The organism is Aurantimonas coralicida DSM 14790, from assembly GCF_000421645.1.
Classification (GTDB): Bacteria; Pseudomonadota; Alphaproteobacteria; order Rhizobiales; family Rhizobiaceae; genus Aurantimonas; species Aurantimonas coralicida.
On sequence record NZ_ATXK01000001.1, the window covers coordinates 254,209 to 275,739 of the forward strand.

The 21,531-nt window shown below is 69.0% G+C and carries 23 protein-coding genes; 13 read left to right on the forward strand and 10 right to left on the reverse strand.

Features of this window, described 5'->3' with window-relative positions; all coding sequences use genetic code 11:
* Window positions 1-58: 58 nt before the first annotated feature.
* The 4 genes from H536_RS0101235 to H536_RS0101250 form a co-directional block, all read right to left on the reverse strand.
* Window positions 59-1,264 carry a phage portal protein gene (locus tag H536_RS0101235; RefSeq protein ID WP_024348737.1) on the reverse strand — a complete coding sequence of 402 codons (1,206 nt, stop codon included), beginning with the start codon at window positions 1,262-1,264 and terminating at the stop codon, window positions 59-61.
* A 40-nt stretch (window positions 1,265-1,304) separates the two neighbouring features.
* Window positions 1,305-2,540, reverse strand: a complete 1,236-nt coding sequence (locus H536_RS0101240) for a DNA-packaging protein (protein WP_051141502.1) — start codon at window positions 2,538-2,540, stop codon at window positions 1,305-1,307.
* A 281-nt stretch (window positions 2,541-2,821) separates the two neighbouring features.
* A complete protein-coding gene (locus H536_RS0101245; protein WP_024348739.1) occupies window positions 2,822-3,307 on the reverse strand; it encodes a hypothetical protein in 486 nt (161 codons plus the stop codon).
* 144 nt (window positions 3,308-3,451) lie between these two features.
* On the reverse strand, window positions 3,452-3,928 hold the full coding sequence (locus tag H536_RS0101250) for a YcgN family cysteine cluster protein (protein ID WP_024348740.1): 477 nt from the start codon (window positions 3,926-3,928) through the stop codon (window positions 3,452-3,454).
* A 140-nt stretch (window positions 3,929-4,068) separates the two neighbouring features.
* Between H536_RS0101250 and H536_RS0101255 the strand changes: the two genes are divergently transcribed.
* Genes H536_RS0101255 through H536_RS0101265 form a run of 3 tightly spaced genes read left to right on the forward strand, consistent with a single transcriptional unit; the run spans window position 4,069 to window position 7,455 of the window.
* Window positions 4,069-6,222, forward strand: coding sequence for a transglycosylase domain-containing protein (locus H536_RS0101255; protein ID WP_024348741.1), 2,154 nt, complete (start codon window positions 4,069-4,071; stop codon window positions 6,220-6,222).
* Window positions 6,223-6,254: 32 nt separating this feature from the next.
* Window positions 6,255-6,839 (forward strand): DUF1214 domain-containing protein, encoded by a 585-nt coding sequence (locus H536_RS0101260; protein ID WP_024348742.1) that lies wholly within the window; start codon window positions 6,255-6,257, stop codon window positions 6,837-6,839.
* Complete coding sequence (locus H536_RS0101265) at window positions 6,829-7,455, forward strand: DUF1254 domain-containing protein (RefSeq protein WP_024348743.1); 627 nt, start codon at window positions 6,829-6,831, stop codon at window positions 7,453-7,455. Before H536_RS0101260 ends, H536_RS0101265 begins: the two co-directional genes overlap by 11 nt.
* A 90-nt stretch (window positions 7,456-7,545) precedes the next feature.
* On the opposite strand, the gene H536_RS24170 is transcribed toward H536_RS0101265, so the two are convergent.
* A complete protein-coding gene (locus H536_RS24170; RefSeq protein WP_155898341.1) occupies window positions 7,546-7,716 on the reverse strand; it encodes a hypothetical protein in 171 nt (56 codons plus the stop codon).
* A gap of 228 nt (window positions 7,717-7,944) precedes the next feature.
* Here H536_RS24170 and H536_RS0101275 point away from each other — a divergent pair, with 228 nt between their 5' ends.
* Complete coding sequence (locus tag H536_RS0101275; protein WP_024348744.1) at window positions 7,945-8,976, forward strand: hypothetical protein; 1,032 nt, start codon at window positions 7,945-7,947, stop codon at window positions 8,974-8,976.
* 18 nt (window positions 8,977-8,994) lie between these two features.
* Here H536_RS0101275 and H536_RS0101280 read toward each other — a convergent pair whose 3' ends face one another.
* Genes H536_RS0101280 through H536_RS22270 form a run of 3 tightly spaced genes read right to left on the reverse strand, consistent with a single transcriptional unit; the run spans window position 8,995 to window position 11,915 of the window.
* On the reverse strand, window positions 8,995-9,327 hold the full coding sequence (locus H536_RS0101280) for a DUF1491 family protein (RefSeq protein WP_024348745.1): 333 nt from the start codon (window positions 9,325-9,327) through the stop codon (window positions 8,995-8,997).
* 16 nt (window positions 9,328-9,343) lie between these two features.
* A complete protein-coding gene (locus H536_RS0101285) occupies window positions 9,344-10,093 on the reverse strand; it encodes a peptidoglycan-binding domain-containing protein (RefSeq protein ID WP_024348746.1) in 750 nt (249 codons plus the stop codon).
* Window position 10,094: 1 nt separating this feature from the next.
* Window positions 10,095-11,915 carry a sensor histidine kinase gene (locus tag H536_RS22270; protein ID WP_024348747.1) on the reverse strand — a complete coding sequence of 607 codons (1,821 nt, stop codon included), beginning with the start codon at window positions 11,913-11,915 and terminating at the stop codon, window positions 10,095-10,097.
* Window positions 11,916-12,292: 377 nt separating this feature from the next.
* On the opposite strand from H536_RS22270, the gene H536_RS23050 reads away from it, so the two are divergent.
* Entirely contained in the window at window positions 12,293-12,868 is a 576-nt protein-coding gene (locus H536_RS23050; RefSeq protein WP_051141476.1) for a DUF5330 domain-containing protein, read from the forward strand.
* Window positions 12,869-12,978: 110 nt separating this feature from the next.
* Window positions 12,979-13,401: a SufE family protein gene (locus H536_RS0101300; RefSeq protein ID WP_024348749.1), complete on the forward strand. Its 423-nt coding sequence runs from the start codon at window positions 12,979-12,981 to the stop codon at window positions 13,399-13,401.
* 63 nt (window positions 13,402-13,464) lie between these two features.
* Here the strand turns inward: H536_RS0101300 and H536_RS0101305 are convergent, their stop codons facing one another.
* Window positions 13,465-13,986: a DUF6456 domain-containing protein gene (locus H536_RS0101305; RefSeq protein WP_024348750.1), complete on the reverse strand. Its 522-nt coding sequence runs from the start codon at window positions 13,984-13,986 to the stop codon at window positions 13,465-13,467.
* The gene (locus H536_RS23055) at window positions 13,983-14,381 is read right to left on the reverse strand and encodes a helix-turn-helix domain-containing protein (protein WP_202814799.1); all 399 of its coding nucleotides are present in this window, start codon (window positions 14,379-14,381) and stop codon (window positions 13,983-13,985) included. The genes H536_RS0101305 and H536_RS23055 overlap by 4 nt, the downstream gene beginning before the upstream one ends.
* 265 nt (window positions 14,382-14,646) lie before the next feature.
* On the opposite strand from H536_RS23055, the gene H536_RS0101315 reads away from it, so the two are divergent.
* The 7 genes from H536_RS0101315 (at window position 14,647) to H536_RS0101345 (ending at window position 21,383) form a co-directional block, all read left to right on the forward strand.
* Window positions 14,647-15,075: a hypothetical protein gene (locus H536_RS0101315; RefSeq protein WP_060576870.1), complete on the forward strand. Its 429-nt coding sequence runs from the start codon at window positions 14,647-14,649 to the stop codon at window positions 15,073-15,075.
* A 190-nt stretch (window positions 15,076-15,265) separates the two neighbouring features.
* Window positions 15,266-16,492 (forward strand): ABC transporter substrate-binding protein, encoded by a 1,227-nt coding sequence (locus H536_RS0101320; protein WP_029702526.1) that lies wholly within the window; start codon window positions 15,266-15,268, stop codon window positions 16,490-16,492.
* Window positions 16,493-16,686: 194 nt separating this feature from the next.
* Entirely contained in the window at window positions 16,687-17,910 is a 1,224-nt protein-coding gene (locus tag H536_RS0101325) for an ABC transporter substrate-binding protein (RefSeq protein ID WP_029702527.1), read from the forward strand.
* Between the two features lie 84 nt (window positions 17,911-17,994).
* Window positions 17,995-18,759 carry an ABC transporter ATP-binding protein gene (locus H536_RS0101330; RefSeq protein WP_024348755.1) on the forward strand — a complete coding sequence of 255 codons (765 nt, stop codon included), beginning with the start codon at window positions 17,995-17,997 and terminating at the stop codon, window positions 18,757-18,759.
* A complete protein-coding gene (locus H536_RS0101335; RefSeq protein WP_024348756.1) occupies window positions 18,752-19,480 on the forward strand; it encodes an ABC transporter ATP-binding protein in 729 nt (242 codons plus the stop codon). The genes H536_RS0101330 and H536_RS0101335 overlap by 8 nt, the downstream gene beginning before the upstream one ends.
* Window positions 19,481-19,486: 6 nt before the next feature.
* The gene (locus H536_RS0101340; protein WP_009208875.1) at window positions 19,487-20,374 is read left to right on the forward strand and encodes a branched-chain amino acid ABC transporter permease; all 888 of its coding nucleotides are present in this window, start codon (window positions 19,487-19,489) and stop codon (window positions 20,372-20,374) included.
* Between the two features lies 1 nt (window position 20,375).
* Window positions 20,376-21,383 (forward strand): branched-chain amino acid ABC transporter permease, encoded by a 1,008-nt coding sequence (locus H536_RS0101345; RefSeq protein WP_024348757.1) that lies wholly within the window; start codon window positions 20,376-20,378, stop codon window positions 21,381-21,383.
* The last annotated feature ends 148 nt before the right edge of the window (window positions 21,384-21,531 follow it).

Below are 21,531 nucleotides of genomic sequence, written 5' to 3' on the forward strand. Positions count from 1 at the left end.
TACCTCGCCCGGTGGTTAGCAAGGTCTTGACCAAGTGTCGCGATTGCGCTCGGTCGCCTCAGCCCTCGGCGCCGTACCCCACCGCCTCGCGCTTTTCCGAGCGCGACAGGAAGTCTGCCGTCCCGACCCGCGCCCACAGCGCCTCGCGCTCGGCGCTCAACCCCTCGACCCGGTCGAGATCCTGCGCCAGCCGCAGGTCGGGCGCGCCGAAATGGCCGCCCAGCCAGTCGCCGATCGCCCCGGCCAGGCGTCCTGCCAAGGGCAGCACCGTCAGGCGGAAGAAGGCGCGGTTGGCCTCAGCATAATTCGCATAGGTCAGGTCGCCGGGGATCCCCAGCAGCATCGGCGGCACGCCGAAGGCCAGCGCGATGTCCCGCGCCGCGCCATTGCGCGCCTCGATGAAATCCATGTCCTTGGGCGACAGCGCCATCGCCTTCCAGTCGAGCCCGCCTTCCAGCAACATCGGCCGCCCGGCCCGCGCCGCCCCGGCATAGCCGCTTTCGAGCTCGGCCTTCAGCCGGTCGAACTGCTCGGGCGCCAGATTGCCCCCGTCGGCCGGCTGATAGACCAGCGCCCCTGACGGCCGGGCCGAATTGTCGAGCAGCGCCTTGTTCCAGCGCGACGCCGCATTGTGCAGGTCGAGGGCCGTCTGCGCCGCCGCCAGCGGCGAATAGCCTGCCGTTTCGGCCAGCGGATGGAACAGCCGCACATGCAGGAGCGGCGCCGGCCGCTCGCCATGCCCCTCGGCGGCGATCCGGCGCACCGCGTGGCCGGCGCGATATTCATAGGCCTCCGGCCAGCCGTCGCTGCCCTCGACGATCCGCACCCGGTCCGGTCGCAGCGCATGCAGCGCCCGGATCTCCCCGTCGATGCCGGTCGCCTCCAGATAGGCATTGCCCGACAGGAGCAGATGCCCGCACAGGGTCTCGGTCAGGCTCTGGCCGTCGCTGGCCGGGTTCGGCCGGCGCAGGAGGTCGAGGATCGGATGTGCCGTGACCTCCCGGCTGCCCTCGTAGAGCAGCATCGGGATCGCCGCCGCGGTCTCGGCGATCAGCCGGACCGAGCGGTAGACCACCGGGTTCTGCATGAAGCCCGCCCGCGCCAGCCCCTCATAGCCGCGCTCGCTCCAGCCGCCCGGATCGCCGCCGCCGGAAAGCACCAGCGCCCCGCCGGCAGACCCCACGCCCTTGCGCTCCCCCGGCGCCGCCGCACGCGCCCCGCTCCCGCCGCCGAGCCAGTCGGCGATCGTCCGTGCCAGTCCCATGGAGTGTCTCCAGATTACTTCGATTGACGCGGAAGCCGCCTCAAAGCCCGCGCACCCGCGGGTCGCGCACCGGGCCGGTCAGCGCCGTCACCGCCCACACCAGCGCGTCCAGCCGGTCGGGCGAGCGACCGCCGCTCAGGCCCTCCGGGCCGAAATCGGCCATCTCGTCTTCCAGTTCGGGAAACCGCCCCGCATGGCGCACCCGGCCCTGCTCGTAGAGCGCCGCCACCGGCTCGGCCCGCAGCCATTTGCCCCGCGACGCCCGCACGGCGCGGAACGGCACGCTCGGCGCGCAGGCGCGGATCACCGCCTCCACCATGTCGCCGCCCTGGTTCACCTCGGCGACGATCCGGTCCGCCTCCAGCCGCTCGAACAGCGCCACGGCGGCGCCCGCCCATTGATGCGGCTTGGCCCCGCGCCGGCTGGCATCCGCCAGCACATAGATCGTGCCGTCGGCCGCATGGCCTGCCGCGACGATGCCGCAGGCGTCCGAGCGCGTCGTCGCCGTCGCCGGCGGATCCACCGCCACCACCACCCGCCGCAGCTCCGGCGCCGCGCGCACCCGCGCCCTGTCGATCGCCGCCACGTCGAACAGCGCGTCCTCGCGCGCCTCCAGCATCAGCCCTTCCAGCTCCTGCCGGCCGAGCCGCGACCCGCCATAGCGGGCCTCCATCGCCGCCAGGAATCCCGGCGCCAGATTCGCCGCGTTCTCCGCCGTGCGCATGTGGGTCGTCGCCGTCCCGGCATCCGCCATCAGCTGCTTCAACAGCGGGATCGGCCGCGGCGTCGTGGTGAACAGCGCCCGCGGCCGCCCCCCCAGGCGCAGACCGAACTGCAAATTGTCGAAGCAGGCTTCGCCATGCACCCATTTGGCGAATTCGTCGCCCCAGGCCGCATCGAACTGGTAGCCGCGCAGCGCGTCCGGGTCCTCCGACGAGAACACCTGCGCGATCGCCCCGTTCGGAAACACCAGCCGCCGCCGGCTCACCTCATAGACCGGCCGCCCCTCCACCGAGGCCGCCACGATCCCGCTTTCGCCGGCGATCATCACCTCGCGCGCATCGCCCAGTGTTTCGGCGATCAGCGCGATCCGGCCGTGCGGGCGCGCGGCGATCGGCGGTGCCCCCGCCGCCATCGCCCGCACCCATTCGGCGCCGGCCCGGGTCTTGCCCGAGCCGCGCCCGCCGATCAGCAGCCATTGCCGCCAGTGGCCCGGCGGCGGCAATTGCGAGCGCCGCGCCAGGCGCAGCCAGTGCGGCGACGCGCTCGCCAGCACCGGTCCCGGATACGCGCCCGACAAGGCGACCACTTCCGCCTCGTATTCCGCCTCCGACAGCAGCGGCAGCGCCGCATCGTCCGCTGCCGCAGCGGCTCCGACCTCCGATCCGTTTCCACAGCCGCCCGCAACGGCAGCGCCGCCATCGCCGCCCGACGCCCCGCTCGCGTCGATCCCGGCCGCTACGCCCACGCTCCGCGCCAAACTCACACGGTCCGACCCGCCATCGGCGCCTTCGTCGCCGCCGCCCGCGCCTGTCGCGCCAGCCCGCCGCCCGCCGGTCATGCGCCATCCATCGCCGCGGAAGGCCCCGCAGGTCCATCATCCACCGGCCGCGGATCGCCCGCATAGGCGCCGTCGGCATCGAACAAGGTCGCCCCCTCACGCCGCCGCGCGTCGAGGCTGCGCAGCCGCGACAGAAACTCTTCGCGCAGCCGGGCCGTCTCCGCCGCGTCCGCGTCGCCGCCCTCCACCGCCAGCCGTTCCAGCCGCTTCAGTTCCAGGAGCTTCTCCAGGGTGCGCGCCGCCTGGCCGATGCTCTCGACCCGCTCCTTGGCGCTCGCCCGACGCGGCGCCGGCGCGGCCTCGCCGCCAGCCTTCGCCGGCGCCCGCCGCTTCGCCCCGTTGGCGGTCGCCGTCCTGGCGGCTTGGGCCCGCGCCGCGCCGGCCGCCCGCGATAAAGGAATATTGTCCGAGAACTCGGCCTGCAGCGTCTCGACCTCGCGCCGCAGCAGCACGAACAGGCGCTCCGACAACAGCTCCGCCATGCCGCGCCTGCCCCCGAGCCCGCCGGCCAACAAAAAGGGCGCCGGGGTCAAACCCCGCCGCCCGCAATTTCTCGACTGTATCTGAACCCTACCCGACCACCGTCACGCCGTCAAGGACTTTTTTCCTAGACCTTTCATGCCCCCCTAAGCCGCGTCGTCCATCGGGTTCTCGCCCGGCCAGGCCGCCAGATGGTCCTCGTAATCCTCCAGCGCCATGCCGGCCTCGCTGACCGTGCGGCCGCGCACCGAGACGCCGGCCTGGTGCACCGTGTCGGGATCGCCCGAGACCAGGTGGTGCCACCAGTAGAGATCGCTCCCCTCCGCCACCAGCCGGTAGGCGCAGCTCGGCGGCAGCCAGCCGATCGAGCGCACCGTCGCCACGTCCAGCGACACGCAGTCGGGCACCGTCGCCTGCCGGTTGTCGTAGTCGCGGCAGCGGCAGCTCTCGCCGTCCAGAAGCTGACAGCCGACATTGGTCCAGGCGATCTCGCCCGTGTCCCAATCCTCCAGCTTGTTGAGACAGCAGCGCCCGCAGCCGTCGCAGAGCGACTCCCACTCGTGGGGGGTCATCTCCTCGAGGCTCTTGGCCTGCCAGAAGGGCTTGTTGCCGGAATCACGCATGGTTGAAATGTCTGCACTTCCTCGCGACTTTTTCATGATCTCGACGTATAGGGTACAAGCACTTCCTGATGAAGGGACGTCGCGTCGCGGCCGCAGATGCGTCGCGGGCGCGGGGTCCGGCCGAGAGTGACAGGTTGACCTTGGACGAAACTCCCGAAAAACGCCGGCGGCGCAGGCAGCCCTCGCGACTGATCGAGATCGACGCCTGGATCGACTCCAGCCTGTGGCGCTCCTTCCATGCCTTCGCGGCGTGGTGGGAAGGCGTCACCGTGTTCTCCCGCAAGTTCCGCGTGCGCGGCTTCAACCGCTTCCTGTTCGAGGTCATGGGCGAAGGCCTGACCCTCGGTCTGGCCGGCTTCGTGCTGCTTCTGGCGCTGGCCCAGCCGGCGATGAAGGTCACGGCGAAGGGCCTGCCCCAGGAAACCGACTATTCCGTCCAGTTCCTCGACCGCCATGGAGACGAGATCGGCCGCCGCGGCGTGCTGCGGGCGGCCGCCGTGCCCATCGACGAGATGCCGGATTCCTTCATCAAGGCGGTGCTGGCCACCGAGGACCGGCGCTTCTTCGAACATTGGGGCATCGACTTCTTCGGCCTCGCCCGCGCCATGTCCGAGAACGCCCGCGCCGGCGGCGTCGTCCAGGGCGGCTCCACCCTCACCCAGCAGCTCGCCAAGAACCTGTTCCTGTCCAACGAGCGGACCATCGATCGCAAGATCAAGGAAGCCTTCATCTCGCTCTGGCTGGAGTCGCATCTGACCAAGCGCGAGATCCTCGCCATGTATCTCGACCGCGCCTATATGGGCGGCGGCACCTTCGGCGCGGCCGCCGCGGCGGAATTCTACTTCGACAAGAACATCCGCGACGTCTCCATGGCCGAGTCGGCCATGCTGGCCGGCCTGTTCAAGGCCCCGGCCCGCTATGCGCCGCACATCAACCTGCCGGCGGCGCGCGCCCGCGCCAACGAGGTCCTGACCAACATGGTCCAGGCCAACTTCGTCACCGAGGGCCAGGTCGTCGCCTCCCGCCGCCAGCCGGCCGTCGCCGTCGACCGCTCCTCCACCCAGTCGCCGGACTATTTCCTCGACTTCGCCTTCGAGGAGGTGCAGCGCCTCGCCCGCGAGGCCGGCCTCAAGCAGCGCAGCTTCCTCGCCCGCACCACCATCGACATGCGGCTGCAGCAGCTCGCCGATGAATCGGTCGAGTATCATCTGCGCCAGTTCGGCACGAATTACGACGTCGAGCAGGGCGCCATGGTCGTCATCGGCGAGGATGGCGGCGTGCGCGCCATCGTCGGCGGCCGCGACTACGGCGTCTCCCAGTTCAACCGCGCCACCAATGCGCTGCGCCAGCCGGGCTCCTCCTTCAAGGTCTTCGTCTATGCCGCCGCCATGCAGGCCGGCATGACCCCGTCCGACACCATCGTCGACAGCCCGATCACCATCGGCCGCTGGTCGCCGCAGAATTACGGCCGCTCCTTCTCCGGCCGGGTCACCCTCGCCAATGCCCTGGCCCGCTCGCTCAACGTGCCCGCCGTCAAGCTCAGCCAGAAGGTCGGCATGGACAATGTCACGGCCCTGGCCAGCGAGATGGGCGTCGAATCCCCGCTGCGCGGCGACAAGACCATGGCGCTGGGGACCAGCGAGGTCACCGTCCTCGACCAGGCGACCGCCTATGGCGTCTTCGTCAATGGCGGCATGGATTCCCACCGCCACGCCATCATGCAGCTGATGGACGCCTCCGGTCAGACGATCTGGGATGCCCGCCGCGACATGCCGCCCCGCAAGCGCATCCTCACCGAGGACGCGACCAAATCCATGAACGAGATGCTGGTCGCCGTCTCCGAGCGCGGCACCGCGCGCCGCTCCCAGCTCTCCATGACCCGCGTCGCCGGCAAGACCGGCACCACCCAGAGCTACCGCGACGGCTGGTTCGTCGGCTACACCGGTAATTTCACCGCCGCCGTCTGGTACGGCAATGACAGCTTCCGCCCGACCCGCAACCTCACCGGCGGCTCGCTCCCGGCCATGACCTGGCAGCGCTTCATGGAGACGGCCCACAAGAATATCGAGCTGAAGCCGATCCCGTTCATCGACGATCCCTTCCCGGCCGAAAAGCGCGAGGTCGCCACCAGCGATGGCGAGGCGCCGCCGCCCGAAGGGCCGCAGATGCTGTCGCGCGCCGCTCAGGCGGTTCTCGACGACATCGTCGAGCGGCTGGAAGCCCTGCCGCCGCTCGAACCCGAGCAGCTCGCCGCCGCCAGCGCGTCCGGCGCCCCCGCCGCCACGCAGCGCTAGACCGCCATCGGCCTCCCCGGATCTGACCGCCCATGCGTCTTGCGCTTCTCGTCCTCATTGCCCTGTCGATCGCCCTCGGCCTCGGCGGCTGGTCCGCCGACTGGGCGCTGCAACGCTCGACCGAGATCGGCACCGTGTCGGTCGGCCCGTGGCAGGCAAATCCCTTTGCCGGCGCGCCCGACGCCGATCCCTATTCCAAGGCCCGGCTCGCCCGCCTCGGCAATCTCACGCTCGGCATCGGCGAAGGCATCCTCTTCACCGCCGACCAGGACGGCGCCGGCAACGCGCTGCGCCGCCAGTGCAATTACCGCCTTGCCGGCCAGACCCCGCCGGCCCGCATCTGGACGCTGGTGCCCTTCACCCCGGAAGGCCGGCTCATCGCGCCGGCGGCCGGGCGCAACGGCTGGCTCACCTCCAACAGCCTGATGCGCGAGGAAGACAATTCCTTCGTCATCGCCCTCGGCCCCTCGGCCCGCTCGGGCAACTGGCTGGCGACCTCCGGCACCGGCCCCTTCACCCTCGCTTTGGCGCTCTACGACACGCCCGCCAGCGCCTCCACCGGCGTCGACAGCCTCGCTCTGCCCAGCATCACCCTCGAGACCTGCTATGATCGCTAGGCTGCTCTACGCCATCGTCGTCGGCCTCATCGGCGCCGCGCTCGTCCATATCGTGGTGATCTTCGCCATGCCGCATCTGGCCGAGAACAATGCCTGGGGCCGCTTCGCCCGGCTCGGACCGCTCAACGAGACCGTCCGCGTCGAGGCGCTGCGCAGCGCCGGGCCCGACACCATCGCCGCGCCGCCCGGTTCCGATCGCCACGACTTCGCCTTCGTCGATCCGGCCTTCGTCAATGCCAGCTGCCGCTTCTCGCTGGCCGACGGCCCGGTGCGGATGATCGCCAGCTACGGCCCCACCACCTTCTGGTCGGCCTCGATCTACGATCGCAACGGCGACAATCTCTACAGCATCAACGATCGCTCCGCCGTCGACGGCATCTTCGACCTTCTGGTCGGCACCCGCGAACAGATCGTCGACGCCAATGCCGACATCGACAGCGGCGACGACACCACCATCCCGGTCGAGGTCGATCTCAGCGAAGGCTACATGACCATCCGCGTGCTGGTGGACGAGGAGAGCAAGCGCCCGGCCGTGGAGGAATTCATCGGTTCGCTGGCCTGCCGCCCGCTCGGTCCGGTCACCGCCAATCAGCCGGCCGCCAGCCGCGACGGCTGATCGCCGTCCCCGGGAACGCCGCATGGGGCGGCATGCCGCCCGGCTCCGCTCGGTCGGCAAGGACGATCGACCGACGCCGAACCGCTGCGATCAGGCCTGCCGTTTCATCACGACGGCGCCCTTGCCGGCCCGCTCCGGAATCGCTTCCCGGCGCACGCAGGGCAGGAGAATGATCTCCGCCGTCGTGCGGCCGCCCGGCGCGGCCGGCCGCGCCCGCTGATATCTGTCCGACTTGCTGTTCAGGCTCACAATGACTGCCATGGTACGATTCCTCGTCCAATGGAGCACGGCAACATCCAGTATCTGGCGCTGTCGACCCAGGGGCTGACCATCGCGCATCGACCATGATCCGGATGGTCCTGATACCGGCGCATTCGTCATTCGCGCCGTCCGCAGGGCAGCAGACCCTACGACAGTTAACAGCTTGCTAATGTTTCTTAGCTAATCCTTCCTCCCGGCGAAACCAAAGGTCAACCATACGGGAGCCCCATGAAGGACGTCCTGCCGCGCATCTACCGTTCCCTCGAAAAGGACATCCGGCGCGGCGGATTCGACACCATCGTGACGGCCGCGACCATGAGCTTCCTGACCCAGCGCGCGCCCGGCAAACGGCAGCTGCGCGAGTTCGGCGAGCTGGTCGCCTCGGCCTGGCCGCAGCTCGGCGCCGACACCCAGCGCACGCTCGCCCAGTCCCTCGCCTCCGCGCCCAACCTGCCTGTCGGCATCGTCGACCGCATCTGCAACGCCCCGCTGGATATTGCGGCACCGTTCCTGCGCACGAGCCCGTGCCTCGAGAGCCGGCATCTGGAGGCGCTGGCCCAGCGCCCGGACGCGGCCCTCCACGCCATTCTCGCCGAGCGCGAGGCCGCCGATGCGGTCCCCGCCGCTTCGGCCCCGACCGCAATTCCCGCTGCCCCGGCAAAGCCGGCGACCGCGCCCGTCGCGGCCCAGCTCTCCGCCCCCACACCCGTCCGCCAGGATGCCGCCGCAGCCGCCCGCGCCGAGCTGTTCCGGCTCGCCCGCCCCGGCCATGCACCGGCGACACCGGCCGCGCCCAAGGCAGCCGAAGCACCGCTTGCGACCTCGATCTCCGGCCTCGTCGCCGACGCCCGCGCCGGACGCCTCGAACGCTTCTATGCCGGTCTCGGCCGCATGCTGTCCCTCGACGCCGCGACCATCGCGACGATCGCCGACGACGCCAGCGGCGAATGGCTTGGTCGTGCGCTGAAGGTGTTGCGGGCCGGTCCGACCGATGCCCTCACCGCGATCATGCTGGTCAAGCCCTGCATCGGAGCGGATGTCGCGGCCTTCGAGGCGATGAAGACGATTTATCGCGGACTGGACGCCGACGATTGCCGGTCCCGCCTCGGCCTCGCGAGGGCCCGGATCATGGTCGACGCGCCGGCGCTGCAGCCGCAATCGGCCGATCTGGTGATCCGTCCGGTCGCCGGTGCGCCGCGGCGCAGCTTCGGCCGCCGCACGCTGCCGCCGGCCGTCGAACGCTCCATCGGCAAGCGCTGAGGCCGATCGGCCGCTGCGCTATTCCGTGGCGAGGTCGATGAAGGCTTCGGGGTCGCGGGTCTCGATCTCCACCACCCAGAAATCCGGGTCGAAGCGCGCCTCGCGGGCAAGCCGCGCTTCCAGCGCCGCCTCGTCCGCCGCCGGTTCGAGAACGAAGCGGCGCTCGCCGCTCTCCTCGCTCAGGCTCTGCGGCGCGGGCCCGTACAGCTGAAACGCCCCGCCCGGCTGCCGCGCCACGATGAAGATCGCGCCCGCCTGATCGGCGCCGCGGCGGGCGACGACGGCGAAGTCGCCGGCCGAAAACAGCCTGCGCACGAGCTGCGCCACGTGGAGTTCGCTGGTTATCCGCATCGGCGCGCGCGACCGCTCACTGGATCGCGCCGATCTCGATCAGCCGCTCCAGGATCCGCGGGTCCGGCGCGCCGGTGACTTCCAGCCCTTCCAGCGCCTCGAACGTGCGGATCGCCTCGCGGGTGCGCTCGCCGGGAATGCCGTCGGCCGAGAGTTCGGCGACCTGCGCCGAGGTCAGCCCGGCCTGGATCCGGCGCACCAGCTCGCTGTCGCTGAGCTTGCCGATCTCGGCCTGCAGGGCGTCGTCCGGCGCGTCGGTGGAATTGTCGGGCACGTTCTGCGGAATGCCCCGCATCCGCTCCTCGATGCTGGCGATGGCGTTCGGCCGCGGCGACGGGTTCGGCGCCTGCGCCGTCACCTGCCGGATCTGCGACAGCAGCAGCGGCGTCGCCGCCCCATCCGTCGTCAGGCCGTGGCGACTCTGGAAGGTGCGGATCGCGGTGTCCGTCGCCGGCCCCGGACGGCCGTCCACCGGCGCCTCGTAGATCCCCGCCTCGGCCAGCGCGGTCTGCACCTCGCGCACCAGCGGCACCGGCATCAGCGCCGGGTTGTTGCCGGCCACGCGCGTACCACCGCCCTCGCCCGGCTCGCGCGTCGCCAGGAACGGGCTCGGATGCGGTCCCGGCTGGTGCATGGCGTTGATCGCCACGCCGCCGAACAGGATGGCGAACCCGGTCAGGCCCGCCGACAGCGCCGGACGGCGTGCGAGCGCACGCGCCACGCCCGCCGCGCCGCGGCGGGTCAGGGCCAGAAGCGTCGTGCCCATGCTAGGCCGAGCGGCGCGCTTCGAGGGTCTGCGGGGGGAGATTCGTTTGGGTGCGGGCATCGCTCAGAGCTACGACATTTTCCTTGAGGTTTGGTGTGGATTCGGCGCCTTCGACATAGACCGCCGGCAGGCGGACCGTCACCATGGTGCCGACGCCCGGCTGGCTGCGGATCGTCATGTCGCCGCCGTGCAGTTCGGCCAGTCCCTTGACCAGCGACAGGCCGAGGCCGGTGCCCTGGTAGCGCCGCGTGGTGCCGGACGAGACCTGCACGAAGGGCCGACCCAGGCGCTCGATGTCGCTTTCGGCGATGCCGATGCCGGTGTCGCTGACCGAGAACTCGACCATCGGGCCGACCCGCCGGCTTTCCAGCGTCACGACGCCGACCTCGGTGAATTTCAGTGCGTTGGACAGAAGGTTCAGGAGGATCTGGTGGCAGGCCCGCCGGTCGGCGGTGATCTCCTCGTCGCGGCAGCCGGGCCGCACGTCGAGGCGCAGATCCTTGCGCCGCGCTTCCTCGCGCACGACGTCCACCGCCAGGTCCATCGCCTCGCCCAGCCCGAAGGCCTCCGGCACCAGCTCATAGCGGCCGGCCTCGATCTTGGACACGTCGAGCAGGCTGTTGACCACCGACAGGAGGTGCTGGCCCGACTGGCGGATCAGCCCGACATATTCCTTCTGGCGATCGCTCTCGAAGCCCCCGAAGAATTCCTGGTCGAGAATGTCCGAGAAGCCGATGATCGCGTTGAGCGGCGTGCGCAATTCGTGGCTGACCGCCGCCAGGAACTGGCTCTTGGCCGCCGACGATTGATTGGCCGCGTCGAGGGCCGTCTGCAGGTCCGCCGATTCGCCTGCCGCATGCACCGCGACCGCGACGGCCACATGCACGGCACCGGTCTCGGCGCAGCCGCGAAGACGCAGGCTTGCCGGATGATAGGTCCCGTCGCCGCGGCGCAAACGCGCTGCCGCAGTGACGACCTGCGCCGTGCGCCGCGCGTCCGCCAGAGCCTGCAGGAACACCACGCGGTCGCCGACATGGACGAGGTCGACGAGGCTGCGGCCGGTCACGGCGTCGCGCTCCTGCCCGATGCCGGCCAGCGCGGCAGGCGAGACCGCGGTCACCATGCCGCGGGCGTCGAGGGAGATCAGCGCCGCATCCAGGAGAGCGGCGGCATCGTCGATCGACGGCCCCGCAACGGCAACATCCGAGGTCGTGGCCGTAGCGTTAGCGTTGGAGCCGGTCGAACGCCGGGCCAGCCGGAGAACGAGCGTCGCGCCATAGCACAGGATCAGCGCCGCCGAGGCGGGGTCGAGACCGGCGGTGAAGACCGGCGGACCGACGGCGAGCAGGCAGGCGGCAAAGACCAGGGTCGACCCGGCCAGCGCCGCGGCCAGTCCGCGACGGCCGGCGATCAGCAATTCGGCCGGCAGGATCGCCAGCAGGATCAGCCAGGCCGCCGAGGAGGATTGTGCGAACAGCGCGCCCCAGCCGATCAGGCCGGCAACGAGCGTGCCGCCCAGCCAGGTCGCATGGTCGATGGCGCCCGTCGAGGACAGATAGGCCGCGGCCGCCAGCGCCATGCCGGCGACGATCAGCGGCGCCGCCACGGCGAGGATGCCGGACTGGAGCAGTGCCAGGATGGGCGATGCAATCGCGGCGAGCAGGCCGGCGCCGATCAGGCCGCCGATCGCCAGCGCCTGCACCCGGCGCTCACCCGCGTCGCTGACGGAGTTCGGAACGAGAACATCGAGCCGTTCGCCGATGAGAGACAGCGCACCACCGGCCGGTGTTCCTGTCTGTCGCTCGTCCAACGCCTCGGTCATACAAGAACTCGCACTCACATTCAGGCCGCCGGGCGTCGAGGACAATTCGAGGTCCGGCGGCGGTCGACCGTGATAATGCGACCGACGGTTTAAGGAAGCCATAAACCACGGCTTTTCCCGTTGGCGTTGCCGTCGGATACCCGGCACAGCGCAGATTCGGACATCGTCCGTCTTCGCTTATGGTTAACGCTTCCTTGCACCGCCCGATGCCCGCTTCGCCGGCCATCTGGTCTTAAGCGGCGGTGGAAAACGGACAATTTGAATCAACTACGCGTCGCAGTTTCAACGTCCCCTTGGAACGGCCATGGCATGGTGGCGCTTATCGAACGACCGGTCGACCAGGACCGTATGCATGCTCTGCCATTTCGGGGATTGAAATGATCCGCTTCATCATCAGATCGGCCTTCCTGCTCGGCCTCGTCGCGCTGTTCCTGCCTAGCGGCCAGAACGACGGCGACGACGCGGCGACCGGCATCGATCCCTTCACCGCCATGATGGGGGCCCAGGCCGCCATCGCCGACATCTGGGGCTTCTGCGACCGGGCGCCCGCCGCCTGCTCGGCCGGTGGCGATCTGGTGCAGTTCGCCGGCGACCGGATCGGCGATGGCTTCGCCCTCGCCTATCGCACGATCCAGGGTCAGGCCGGCGAGCCGGCGACCACCGACATCGCCGCCGTAAAGACGCCCGCGCCGCAGCACCCCGTTCCGGCCAGCACGATCCCCGCAAGCAGCCGCCCGGACGACATCGTCACCGGCGCCGTGACGCAGGTCCTGGAACTCGCCCGCCCAGCAACCCCCGGCCGCACCGCAAAGCCGGCCGCCAGCACCACTTTCGCCATGCCGGCGCTGGAGGAGACCCAGACGGTCGCCAGCCAGCCGCGCCCCGACACCGCCGTGCCCGCCGCCGCAACGCCGGCCCGTCTGCCGATCCCGCAGCCCGCGCCGCGCGCCTGAAACCCTTTCTCCGAGATCGCATCCCCGGCCGGGCCTGACATCGCCGCCCGCTGACCTTATATCGCGACCAGAGCGGTCCCACGGCCGTATCGGGCCAGACCGGAGGCGGAATGCAGACGATCGAAGACATCACGGCGGATTTCGAATATCTCGACGACTGGGAAGACCGGTACCGTTACCTGATCGAGCTCGGCCGCGCCCTTCCGCCGTTGCCCGAAGGCTCCCAGACCGAGGAGAGCAAGGTCCGCGGCTGCGCCAGCCAGGTCTGGTTGGTGAGCGAATCCGACACGGCCAATCCTCCGCACCTGACCTTCCTGGGGGATTCCGACGCCCATATCGTCCGTGGTCTCGTCGCCGTGGCGCTCGCTCTGTTTTCCGGCAAGACCGCGCCGGAGATCCTCGAAGCGGACGCCGAGGCGACCTTCCTGCGCCTCGGCCTCAAGGATCACCTCAGCCCGCAGCGCTCCAACGGCCTGCGTTCCATGGTCGCGCGGATCAAGGACGACGCCCGGCAGGCCCTCGCCGCCGCCTGAGTTGCGTGCCGTCGCGGACGGCACCCTGCCGCGACCGCGCCGCCGGCGACGGCCCCGCATGCATCACCCTTCCACCGGCTGATCGCCGTCCCCTCGCGCCCCGCCGATCGTCGGGCGCGAATCGGCGGTCCCCCACCGGCGGATATGTCCCTCGCGGTGGCCCGCCTGCCGGTCGAGCCCGTAATGGCGCGCCAGAACGCCGAGCCCGGCCTTCAGCAGGAGCTTGGCGGAGCGAACCGGCCATTGCCGCTCCCGCTCGATCGTTTCCAGCCCCTTCAGGAAACAGCAGAAGTCGAGCAGCACGCCCGAGAGTTCCGGCCCGACCGCCCCGATCGCCGCGTCCACCCGCCGCCGCGCGTCGATTGCCGAATCCGAGAAATCCCCGCCACCGCGGCTGCCCTGCCCGCGCGGCTGCGCGTCCCAGCGCTGGCTGATGCCGGGCATCAGCTGGCCCCGGGTGAAATGGCCCCGCAACCGCTCGCCGGCCTCCACCTCCTCCGCCGTCAGGAACGCCGCGCCATCCCGGCCCCGCCGCCTGGCGAGGCGCGCAAGCGGCGATTCGTCGTCGTTGAACCCCGCCTTCACGCCGCCTCTCCGCGTCCGCTGCCGGGCTGGAAAGCCGCCCGGATCGCCGTGCCCAGCCGCTCCAGCCGTTCGATCACCGCGTCGAATTCGGCATCGTCCCGCCGATCCTCGATCCGCCGCACCGCATAGGCGATCGTGGTGCGGTCGCGGCCGAACGGCCCGGCCATGCCGGTCAGCGGAATCTGGAAAACCACATGGGCGAGATACATCGCCACATGGCGCGCTTCGCAGATCGGCGCGATGGCCCGGGTCGGCCGGTCGATGTCGCAGACCGGCACGTCGAGAAAGGTGCTGGCGATCTCCCGAGCCAGGCGGCATCCGAGCCGCGTGTCGATCGGCGGAACGCCGTCGCGGGCGGGCGGCACGTCGGGTGACGCCGCCGGAACGCCAGGCAAGCCCGCCCTCTCCGACAAAATCTCTGCGCTTCTGGCCGGGATCTGATCCTGCATCGCTGCCTCCACTGTTTCGGGATCTCCCCCGTTCTTAGGCCAAATGCGACCGGTTGTGGAAATTATTCCTATTTCATGCCGCGCGACCCCAGCCGTCGGATTGACCATTCATGCCGAAACTCTGGCGTTGTGGCGAAACCGCACAGGAATTTTTTCCCCGCCATCGCCCACACACCTCAGGCTCATGCGGACATCCCAGGAGGACATCCGCATGACCCCATCCTTCGACCGCCCGGCATCGCAGACCCGGCTCGAAGCCGCCGCCCGCAGCTATGTCGCGGCGCGCCGGCGAGTCGCCGCGGACCGCGCTGCCCGGCGTCAGCTCGCGGCGTTGCTGCGGCCTTTGGCGCCTCCGTCGGCCGCGCTCGACGCGGCCGTCGCCGCCGACGATCCGAGCCTCATTCCCGAAGGGCAGCGCCACGAGATGCTGTCGCGTCTGGCCGCCGAGCTTCGCCATCTGGCGCGTCTGGCGCGGCGCGGCGACCGCGCCTACGACATCAACCGCCATCTCAAGGCGAAGCGTCTGGCGCGCTGGCTCGGCGGCGCCGAGCGCTGGCTTCGCAGCCCCACAGAGCTCGGTTCCGGCCGCTCCGCGAACGCCCGGTTTCGCCGCGCCGGCCGGTGTCGATCAATGCCCTAGAGGAAGCCCCCGACAGACAAAAACCCAACGTTCGCAACACAGATCGCACCGATACTAAGCCTCGCGTAGTATAGCTTGACACCCTTCCGATGGCTGGCCACAACATCGGTCCTGTTCTTGATCAGGTGACTCACCGGGCATCGGCCCTGGGGCCCGATCGAAAGCGAACGATCTGGGAGGATCACCGAATATGCAGAGTTTCACGCGCCTGCTGCTGGCCGGCACCGCCGCGGCCGCCGTCCTCGTACCGGCGACCGTCAGCGCACAGGAAGTGTCCAACGACGTCGTCAAGGTCGGCATTCTCAACGACCAGTCGGGCGTCTACGCCGATTTCGGCGGCAAATGGTCGGTCGAGGCCGCCAAGATGGCGATCGAGGATTTCGGCGGCACGGTTCTCGGCAAGCCGATCGAGATGGTCTCCGCCGACCACCAGAACAAGGCTGACATCGCCTCCAACATCGCCCGCGAATGGTACGACGTCGACAATGTCGACGCGATCATGGAGCTGACCACCTCGTCGGTCGCCCTGGCGGTTCAGGGCCTGTCCCGCGAGAAAGAGAAGATCACCATCACCACCGGCGCGGCGACCACCGAGCTGACCGGCGGCCAGTGCAGCCCCTACGGCTTCCACTGGGCCTACGACACCCACGCTTTGGCGGTCGGCACCGGCGGCGCGCTGGTCAAGGCCGGCGGCGACACCTGGTTCTTCCTCACCGCCGACTACGCCTTCGGCTATTCCCTCGAGGAGCAGACCGGCAATTTCGTCAAGGAGAATGGCGGCGAAGTCCTCGGCGCGGTCCGCCATCCGCTCGGCACCACCGACTTCTCCTCCTTCCTGCTCCAGGCCCAGAGCTCGGGCGCCAAGGTCATCGGCCTGGCCAATGCCGGCCTCGACACCGCCAGCGCCATCAAGGGCGCCGCTGAGTTCGGCATCGTCCAGGCCGGCCAGCAGCTCGCCGGCCTGCTCTTCACCATCGCCGAAGTCCACGGCCTCGGCCTCCAGGCCGCACAGGGCCTGAACCTCACCGAGGGCTGGTACTGGGATCAGAGCGACGAGAACCGCGAGTTCGCCAAGCGCTTCATGGAGCGCACCCAGCGCATGCCGAACATGATCCAGGTCGGCACCTACTCGGCCGTCACCCAGTATCTGAAGGCCGTCGAGGCGGCTGGCACCGATGCCACCGACGCCGTCGCCGAGAAGATGCACGAGCTGCCGGTCGAGGACGTCTTCGCCAAGAGCGGCACCGTCCAGGAGAACGGTCGCATGGTCTACGACATGTACCTCTTCCAGGTGAAGGCGCCGGACGACTCCACCCAGCCGTGGGATTACTACAACGAGATCTCCACCGTGCCGGGCAACGAGGCCTTCCTCTCGGTCGAGGATTCGGGCTGCGACGTCGCCAGCTTCGCCAAGTAGGACGGACACGGGAACGGGGGCGGCGCCGCGGGCGTCCGCCCCCGTTCCGCTTTCTGGCCGGCTGCCCGATTCCAGGACAAGTGCCTGAAGTTTCGGCTTGCAGTCATGGGGTTTGGCCGATCCAATGCAGTTGCGCGACAGCCGTCACGGGGAGGTGACGACCGCGCTCCAAGGGAGGAATCGATTTGATGACCATGAAGACCAGCCTCGTCGCCCTGTGCGCTGCCGGCGTCGCGGCCACCGCTGCCCTTCCCGCCGCGGCCCAGGAGATTTCCGACGACGTCGTGAAGATCGGCATCCTGAACGACCGCTCCGGCGTCTATGCCGACACGGCGGGCGAAGGCTCCGTCGTCGGCGCCCGCCTCGCGGTCGAGGATTTCGGCGGCACGGTTCTCGGCAAGCCGATCGAGATCGTCTCGGCCGACCACCAGAACAAGGCCGACATCGGCTCCAACATCGCCCGCGAGTGGTACGACACCCAGAATGTCGACGCGATCATGGACCTCACCACGTCCTCCGTGGCCCTCGCGGTCCAGGGCCTGTCGCGTGAGAAGAAGAAGATCACCATGACCACCGGCGGCGGCTCGACCGAGATCGCCGGTGGCCAGTGCAGCCCCTACGGCTTCCACTGGGCCTACAACACCCGCGCCTTGTCCCAGGGCACGGCCGGCTCGCTGGTCAAGAACGGCGACGACAGCTGGTACTTCGTCACCGCCGACTACACCTTCGGCGATTCGCTCCAGGGCGAGGCCACCAAGGTGATCGAGGCCAATGGCGGCGAAGTGCTCGGCGCCGTGCGCCATCCGCTCGCCACCACCGACTATTCCTCCTTCATGCTGCAGGCTCAGAGCTCCGGCGCCAAGGTCGTCGGCTTCGCCAATGCCGGCCTCGACACGGCGAACGCCGTCAAGGCCGCCACCGAGTTCGGCCTTGTCCAGTCCGGCCAGAAGCTCGCCGCGCTGCTCTTCACCCTGGCCGAGGTCAACGGTCTCGGCGTCGAGGCGGCCCAGGGCCTGAACCTCACCGAGGGCTGGTACTGGGACCAGAGCGACGAGAACCGCGAATTCGCCGACCGCTACATGAAGGCCTTCGGCAAGATGCCGAACATGATCCATGTCGGCACCTATTCCGCGGTCCTGCAGTATCTGAAGGCCATTGAGGCCGCCGGCACCGACGAGACCGAGGCGGTCGCCGCCAAGCTGCACGAGATGCCGGTCGAGGACCTCTTCGCCAAGAACGGCAAGGTCCTGGAGAACGGGCGCATGGTCTATGACATGTACCTGTTCGAGGTGAAGACGCCCGAGGAATCCACCGGCCCCTGGGACCTCTACAAGGAGGTCGCCACCGTTCCCGGCGACGAGGCCTACGGCACCGTCGAGGAAAGCGGCTGCGACGTCTCGTCCTTCCCCAAGGGCTGATCTGACAGCGGACGCCGGCCGGCCATGCGGGCCGGCGTCCATCCCGGCAATGCGTTTTAACGCCGACAGGAGTACCCCGCGCCGATGAGCGTATCCCCGCAAGAGGCGATTCTGTCCGCCCGCGGCCTGACCAAGGAATTCTTTGGCTTTACCGCCGTCAATTCCGTCGATCTCGACGTGCGCGAAAACACCATCCACGCGCTCATCGGTCCCAACGGGGCCGGCAAGACGACGGTCTTCAACCTTCTCACCAAGTTCCTGACACCGACATCGGGCACCATCACCTTCCGCGGCAAGGACATCACCAAGGTCAAGCCGGCCGATGTCGCCCGGCTCGGGCTGGTGCGCTCGTTCCAGATCTCGGCGGTGTTCCCGCATCTGACGGTGCTGGACAATGTCCGCGTCGCGCTGCAGCGCAAGGCGCATCTCGGCACGCAGTTCTGGCGCTCCAACCGGGTGCTGCACACGCTCGACGACCGCGCCCACGAGCTGATCGACGCGGTCGGCCTCGCCGAATACGCCAATCTGGATGCCGCCGAGCTCTCCTACGGCCGCAAGCGCGCCCTCGAGATCGCCACCACCCTTGCCCTCGACCCGCCGGTGCTGCTCTTCGACGAGCCCATGGCCGGCATGGGCATCGAGGACATCGGCCGCATCTCGGCCCTGATCAAGCGCATCGCCAAGGACCGCACCGTGGTGATGGTCGAACACAACCTCAACGTCGTGGCGGATCTCTGCGACTACGTCACCGTCCTGGCGCGCGGCGAGATTCTCGCCGAAGGCGACTACGAGACGGTGAGTTCCGATCCGCGCGTGCGTGAAGCCTATATGGGAAGCGAAGATGATTGAGGCCCCGGGCCGCCCGCAGGGCCCCGCCCTTCTCGAGGTACGCGATCTGCACGGATGGTACGGCGAAAGCCACGTCCTGCACGGCGTCTCGCTGGATCTGCACGAAGGCGAGACGATCACCTTGGTCGGCCGCAACGGCGCCGGAAAGACGACCACCCTGCGCGCCATCATGAACCTTCTGCCGCGGCGCGAGGGATCGATCCGCATCGCCGGCGCCGACATGATGAAGGTGCCGGTCCACCGCACCGCCTATTCGGGCATCGGCTACGTGCCGGAAGAGCGCGGCATCTTCGCCACGCTGACGGTCTCCGAAAACCTCATGCTGCCGCCCACCGTGGCGCCCGGCGGCATGACCATCGAGGAGATCTACGACCTCTTCCCCAACCTTGCCGAACGCCGCAACTCGCCGGGCACCAAGCTGTCCGGCGGCGAGCAGCAGATGCTGGCCATCGCCCGCATCCTGCGCACCGGCGTCAAGATCATCCTTCTCGACGAGCCCACCGAAGGGCTCGCCCCCGTCATCATCCAGCGCATCGGCGACGTGCTGATGGAGCTCAAGAAGAAGGGCATGACGCTGCTTCTCGTGGAACAGAACTTCCGCTTTGCCCGCAAGGTCGCCGATCGCTTCTTCCTGATGGAGGACGGCCACATCCTGGAAAGCTTCCCGACCTCCGAACTCGATGCCCGGATGGACCGGCTGCACGAAGTGGTGGGAGTGTAACGCGCCATGACCATGATCTTCGGCATTCCGCTCCCGGCGCTGCTCGGCCAATTGCTGATCGGCTTCATCAACGGCTCCTTCTACGCCCTTCTGAGCCTCGGCCTCGCGGTCATCTTCGGCCTCCTGCGGGTCATCAACTTCGCCCATGGCGCCCAGTACATGCTCGGCGCCTTCACCGCCTATCTGGTGCTGGCCTATACCGGCCTCGGCTTCTGGCCGGCGCTGATCGTCGCCCCGCTCATCGTCGCCATGCTCTCGGCGGTCATCGAGCGCACCATGCTGTCGCGGCTCTACGACCTCGACCATCTCTACGGCCTGCTCTTCACCTTCGGCCTGGCGCTGATCATCGAGGGCACCTTCCGCTATTATTTCGGCGCGGCGGGCAATCCCTATCCGACACCGGCGCTTCTGGCCGGCGGCACCAATCTCGGCTTTATGTTCATGCCGAACTATCGCGGCTTCGTCGTCGTCGCCTCGCTGGTCATCTGCATCTCCACCTGGCTGCTGATCGAGAAGACCCGGCTCGGCGCCTATCTGCGCGCCGCCACCGAGAACCCGCAGCTCGTCCAGGCCTTCGGCGTCAACGTGCCGCTGCTCCTCACCCTGACCTACGCGCTCGGCGCCGGTCTCGCCGGCCTCGCCGGCGTCCTGGCCGCGCCGATCTACCAGGTCAGCCCGCTGATGGGCTCCAACCTCATCATCATCGTCTTCGCCGTGGTGGTGATCGGCGGCATGGGCTCGATCCTCGGCGCCATCATCTCCGGCTACATGCTGGGCATTCTCGAGGGCCTCACCAAGGTGTTCTATCCCGAAGCCTCGAACATCGTCGTCTTCGTCATCATGGCGATCGTGCTCATGATCCGGCCCGCCGGCCTGTTCGGGAAGGAGGCGTGACATGACCAGCCTGGATCACACCAGCGAAGTCCGCACCGAGGGAACCGACGGCGCCGCCGTCTCTCCCGACCGCAAGCCCGGCCAGCGCGACCTGTCGACCATCGGCTTCGTCCTCGCCGGCATCGCCGTCGTCGGCCTGCTCGTCGCGCCGTTCTACGTCTATCCGGTCTTCATCATGAGCGTGCTCTGCTTCGCGCTCTTCGCCATCGCCTTCAACCTCTTGCTCGGCTATGTCGGGCTTCTCTCCTTCGGCCATGCCGCCTTCTTCGGCGGCGCGGCCTATTTCACCGCCCACGCCGCCAAGGTCTGGGGCTGGGAGCCGCTCTCGGCGATCCTGCTCGGCGCCGGCGGGGCCGGCCTGATCGGTCTTCTGGTCGGCTATCTCGCCATCCGCCGCCAGGGCATCTACTTCGCCATGGTCACGCTGGCCCTATCGCAGATGATCTTCTTCATCTTCCTGCAGGCGCCCTTCACCCATGGCGAGGACGGTATCCAGGGCGTGCCGCGCGGCTATCTGCTCGGCATCGTCAATCTCAACGACCCGCTGAACATCTACTATTTCGTCCTGGCGATCTTCCTGTTCGGCTTCTTCGCCGTCTGGCGCATCGTGCACTCGCCCTTCGGCCACGTGCTGAAGGCGATCCGCGAGAACGAGAACCGCACCATCTCGCTGGGCTACCGGGTCGAGCGCTACAAGCTCGGCGCCTTCGTCATGTCGGCGGCCATTGCCGGCCTCGCCGGCTCGACCAAGGCCATCGTCTTCCAGATCGCGACGCTCACCGACGTGGCCTGGCAGATGTCCGGCGAGGTCGTGCTGATGACCCTCCTCGGCGGCATGGGCACGATCTTCGGACCGGCGATCGGCGCCGCGCTCGTCGTCACCATGCAGCACTATTTCGCGTCGATGGATTTCCCGGTCACCGTGATGATCGGCATCATCTTCGTCCTGTGCGTGCTGCTCTTCCGCCGCGGCATCGTCGGCGAGGCCATCCGCCTCATCCGCCGATAAGAACAACACCCAGCGGGGCCGGCCATCGCGCCGCCCCGCTGGCGTGACCGCCACATCCGGCATCCCCCGGCTGCCGGCACGCGCAGAACGCTGCCCGCCCGAACCAGCGCCAGTGTCTCGCCACATCCCTCGCCGCTCAAAGCCACCC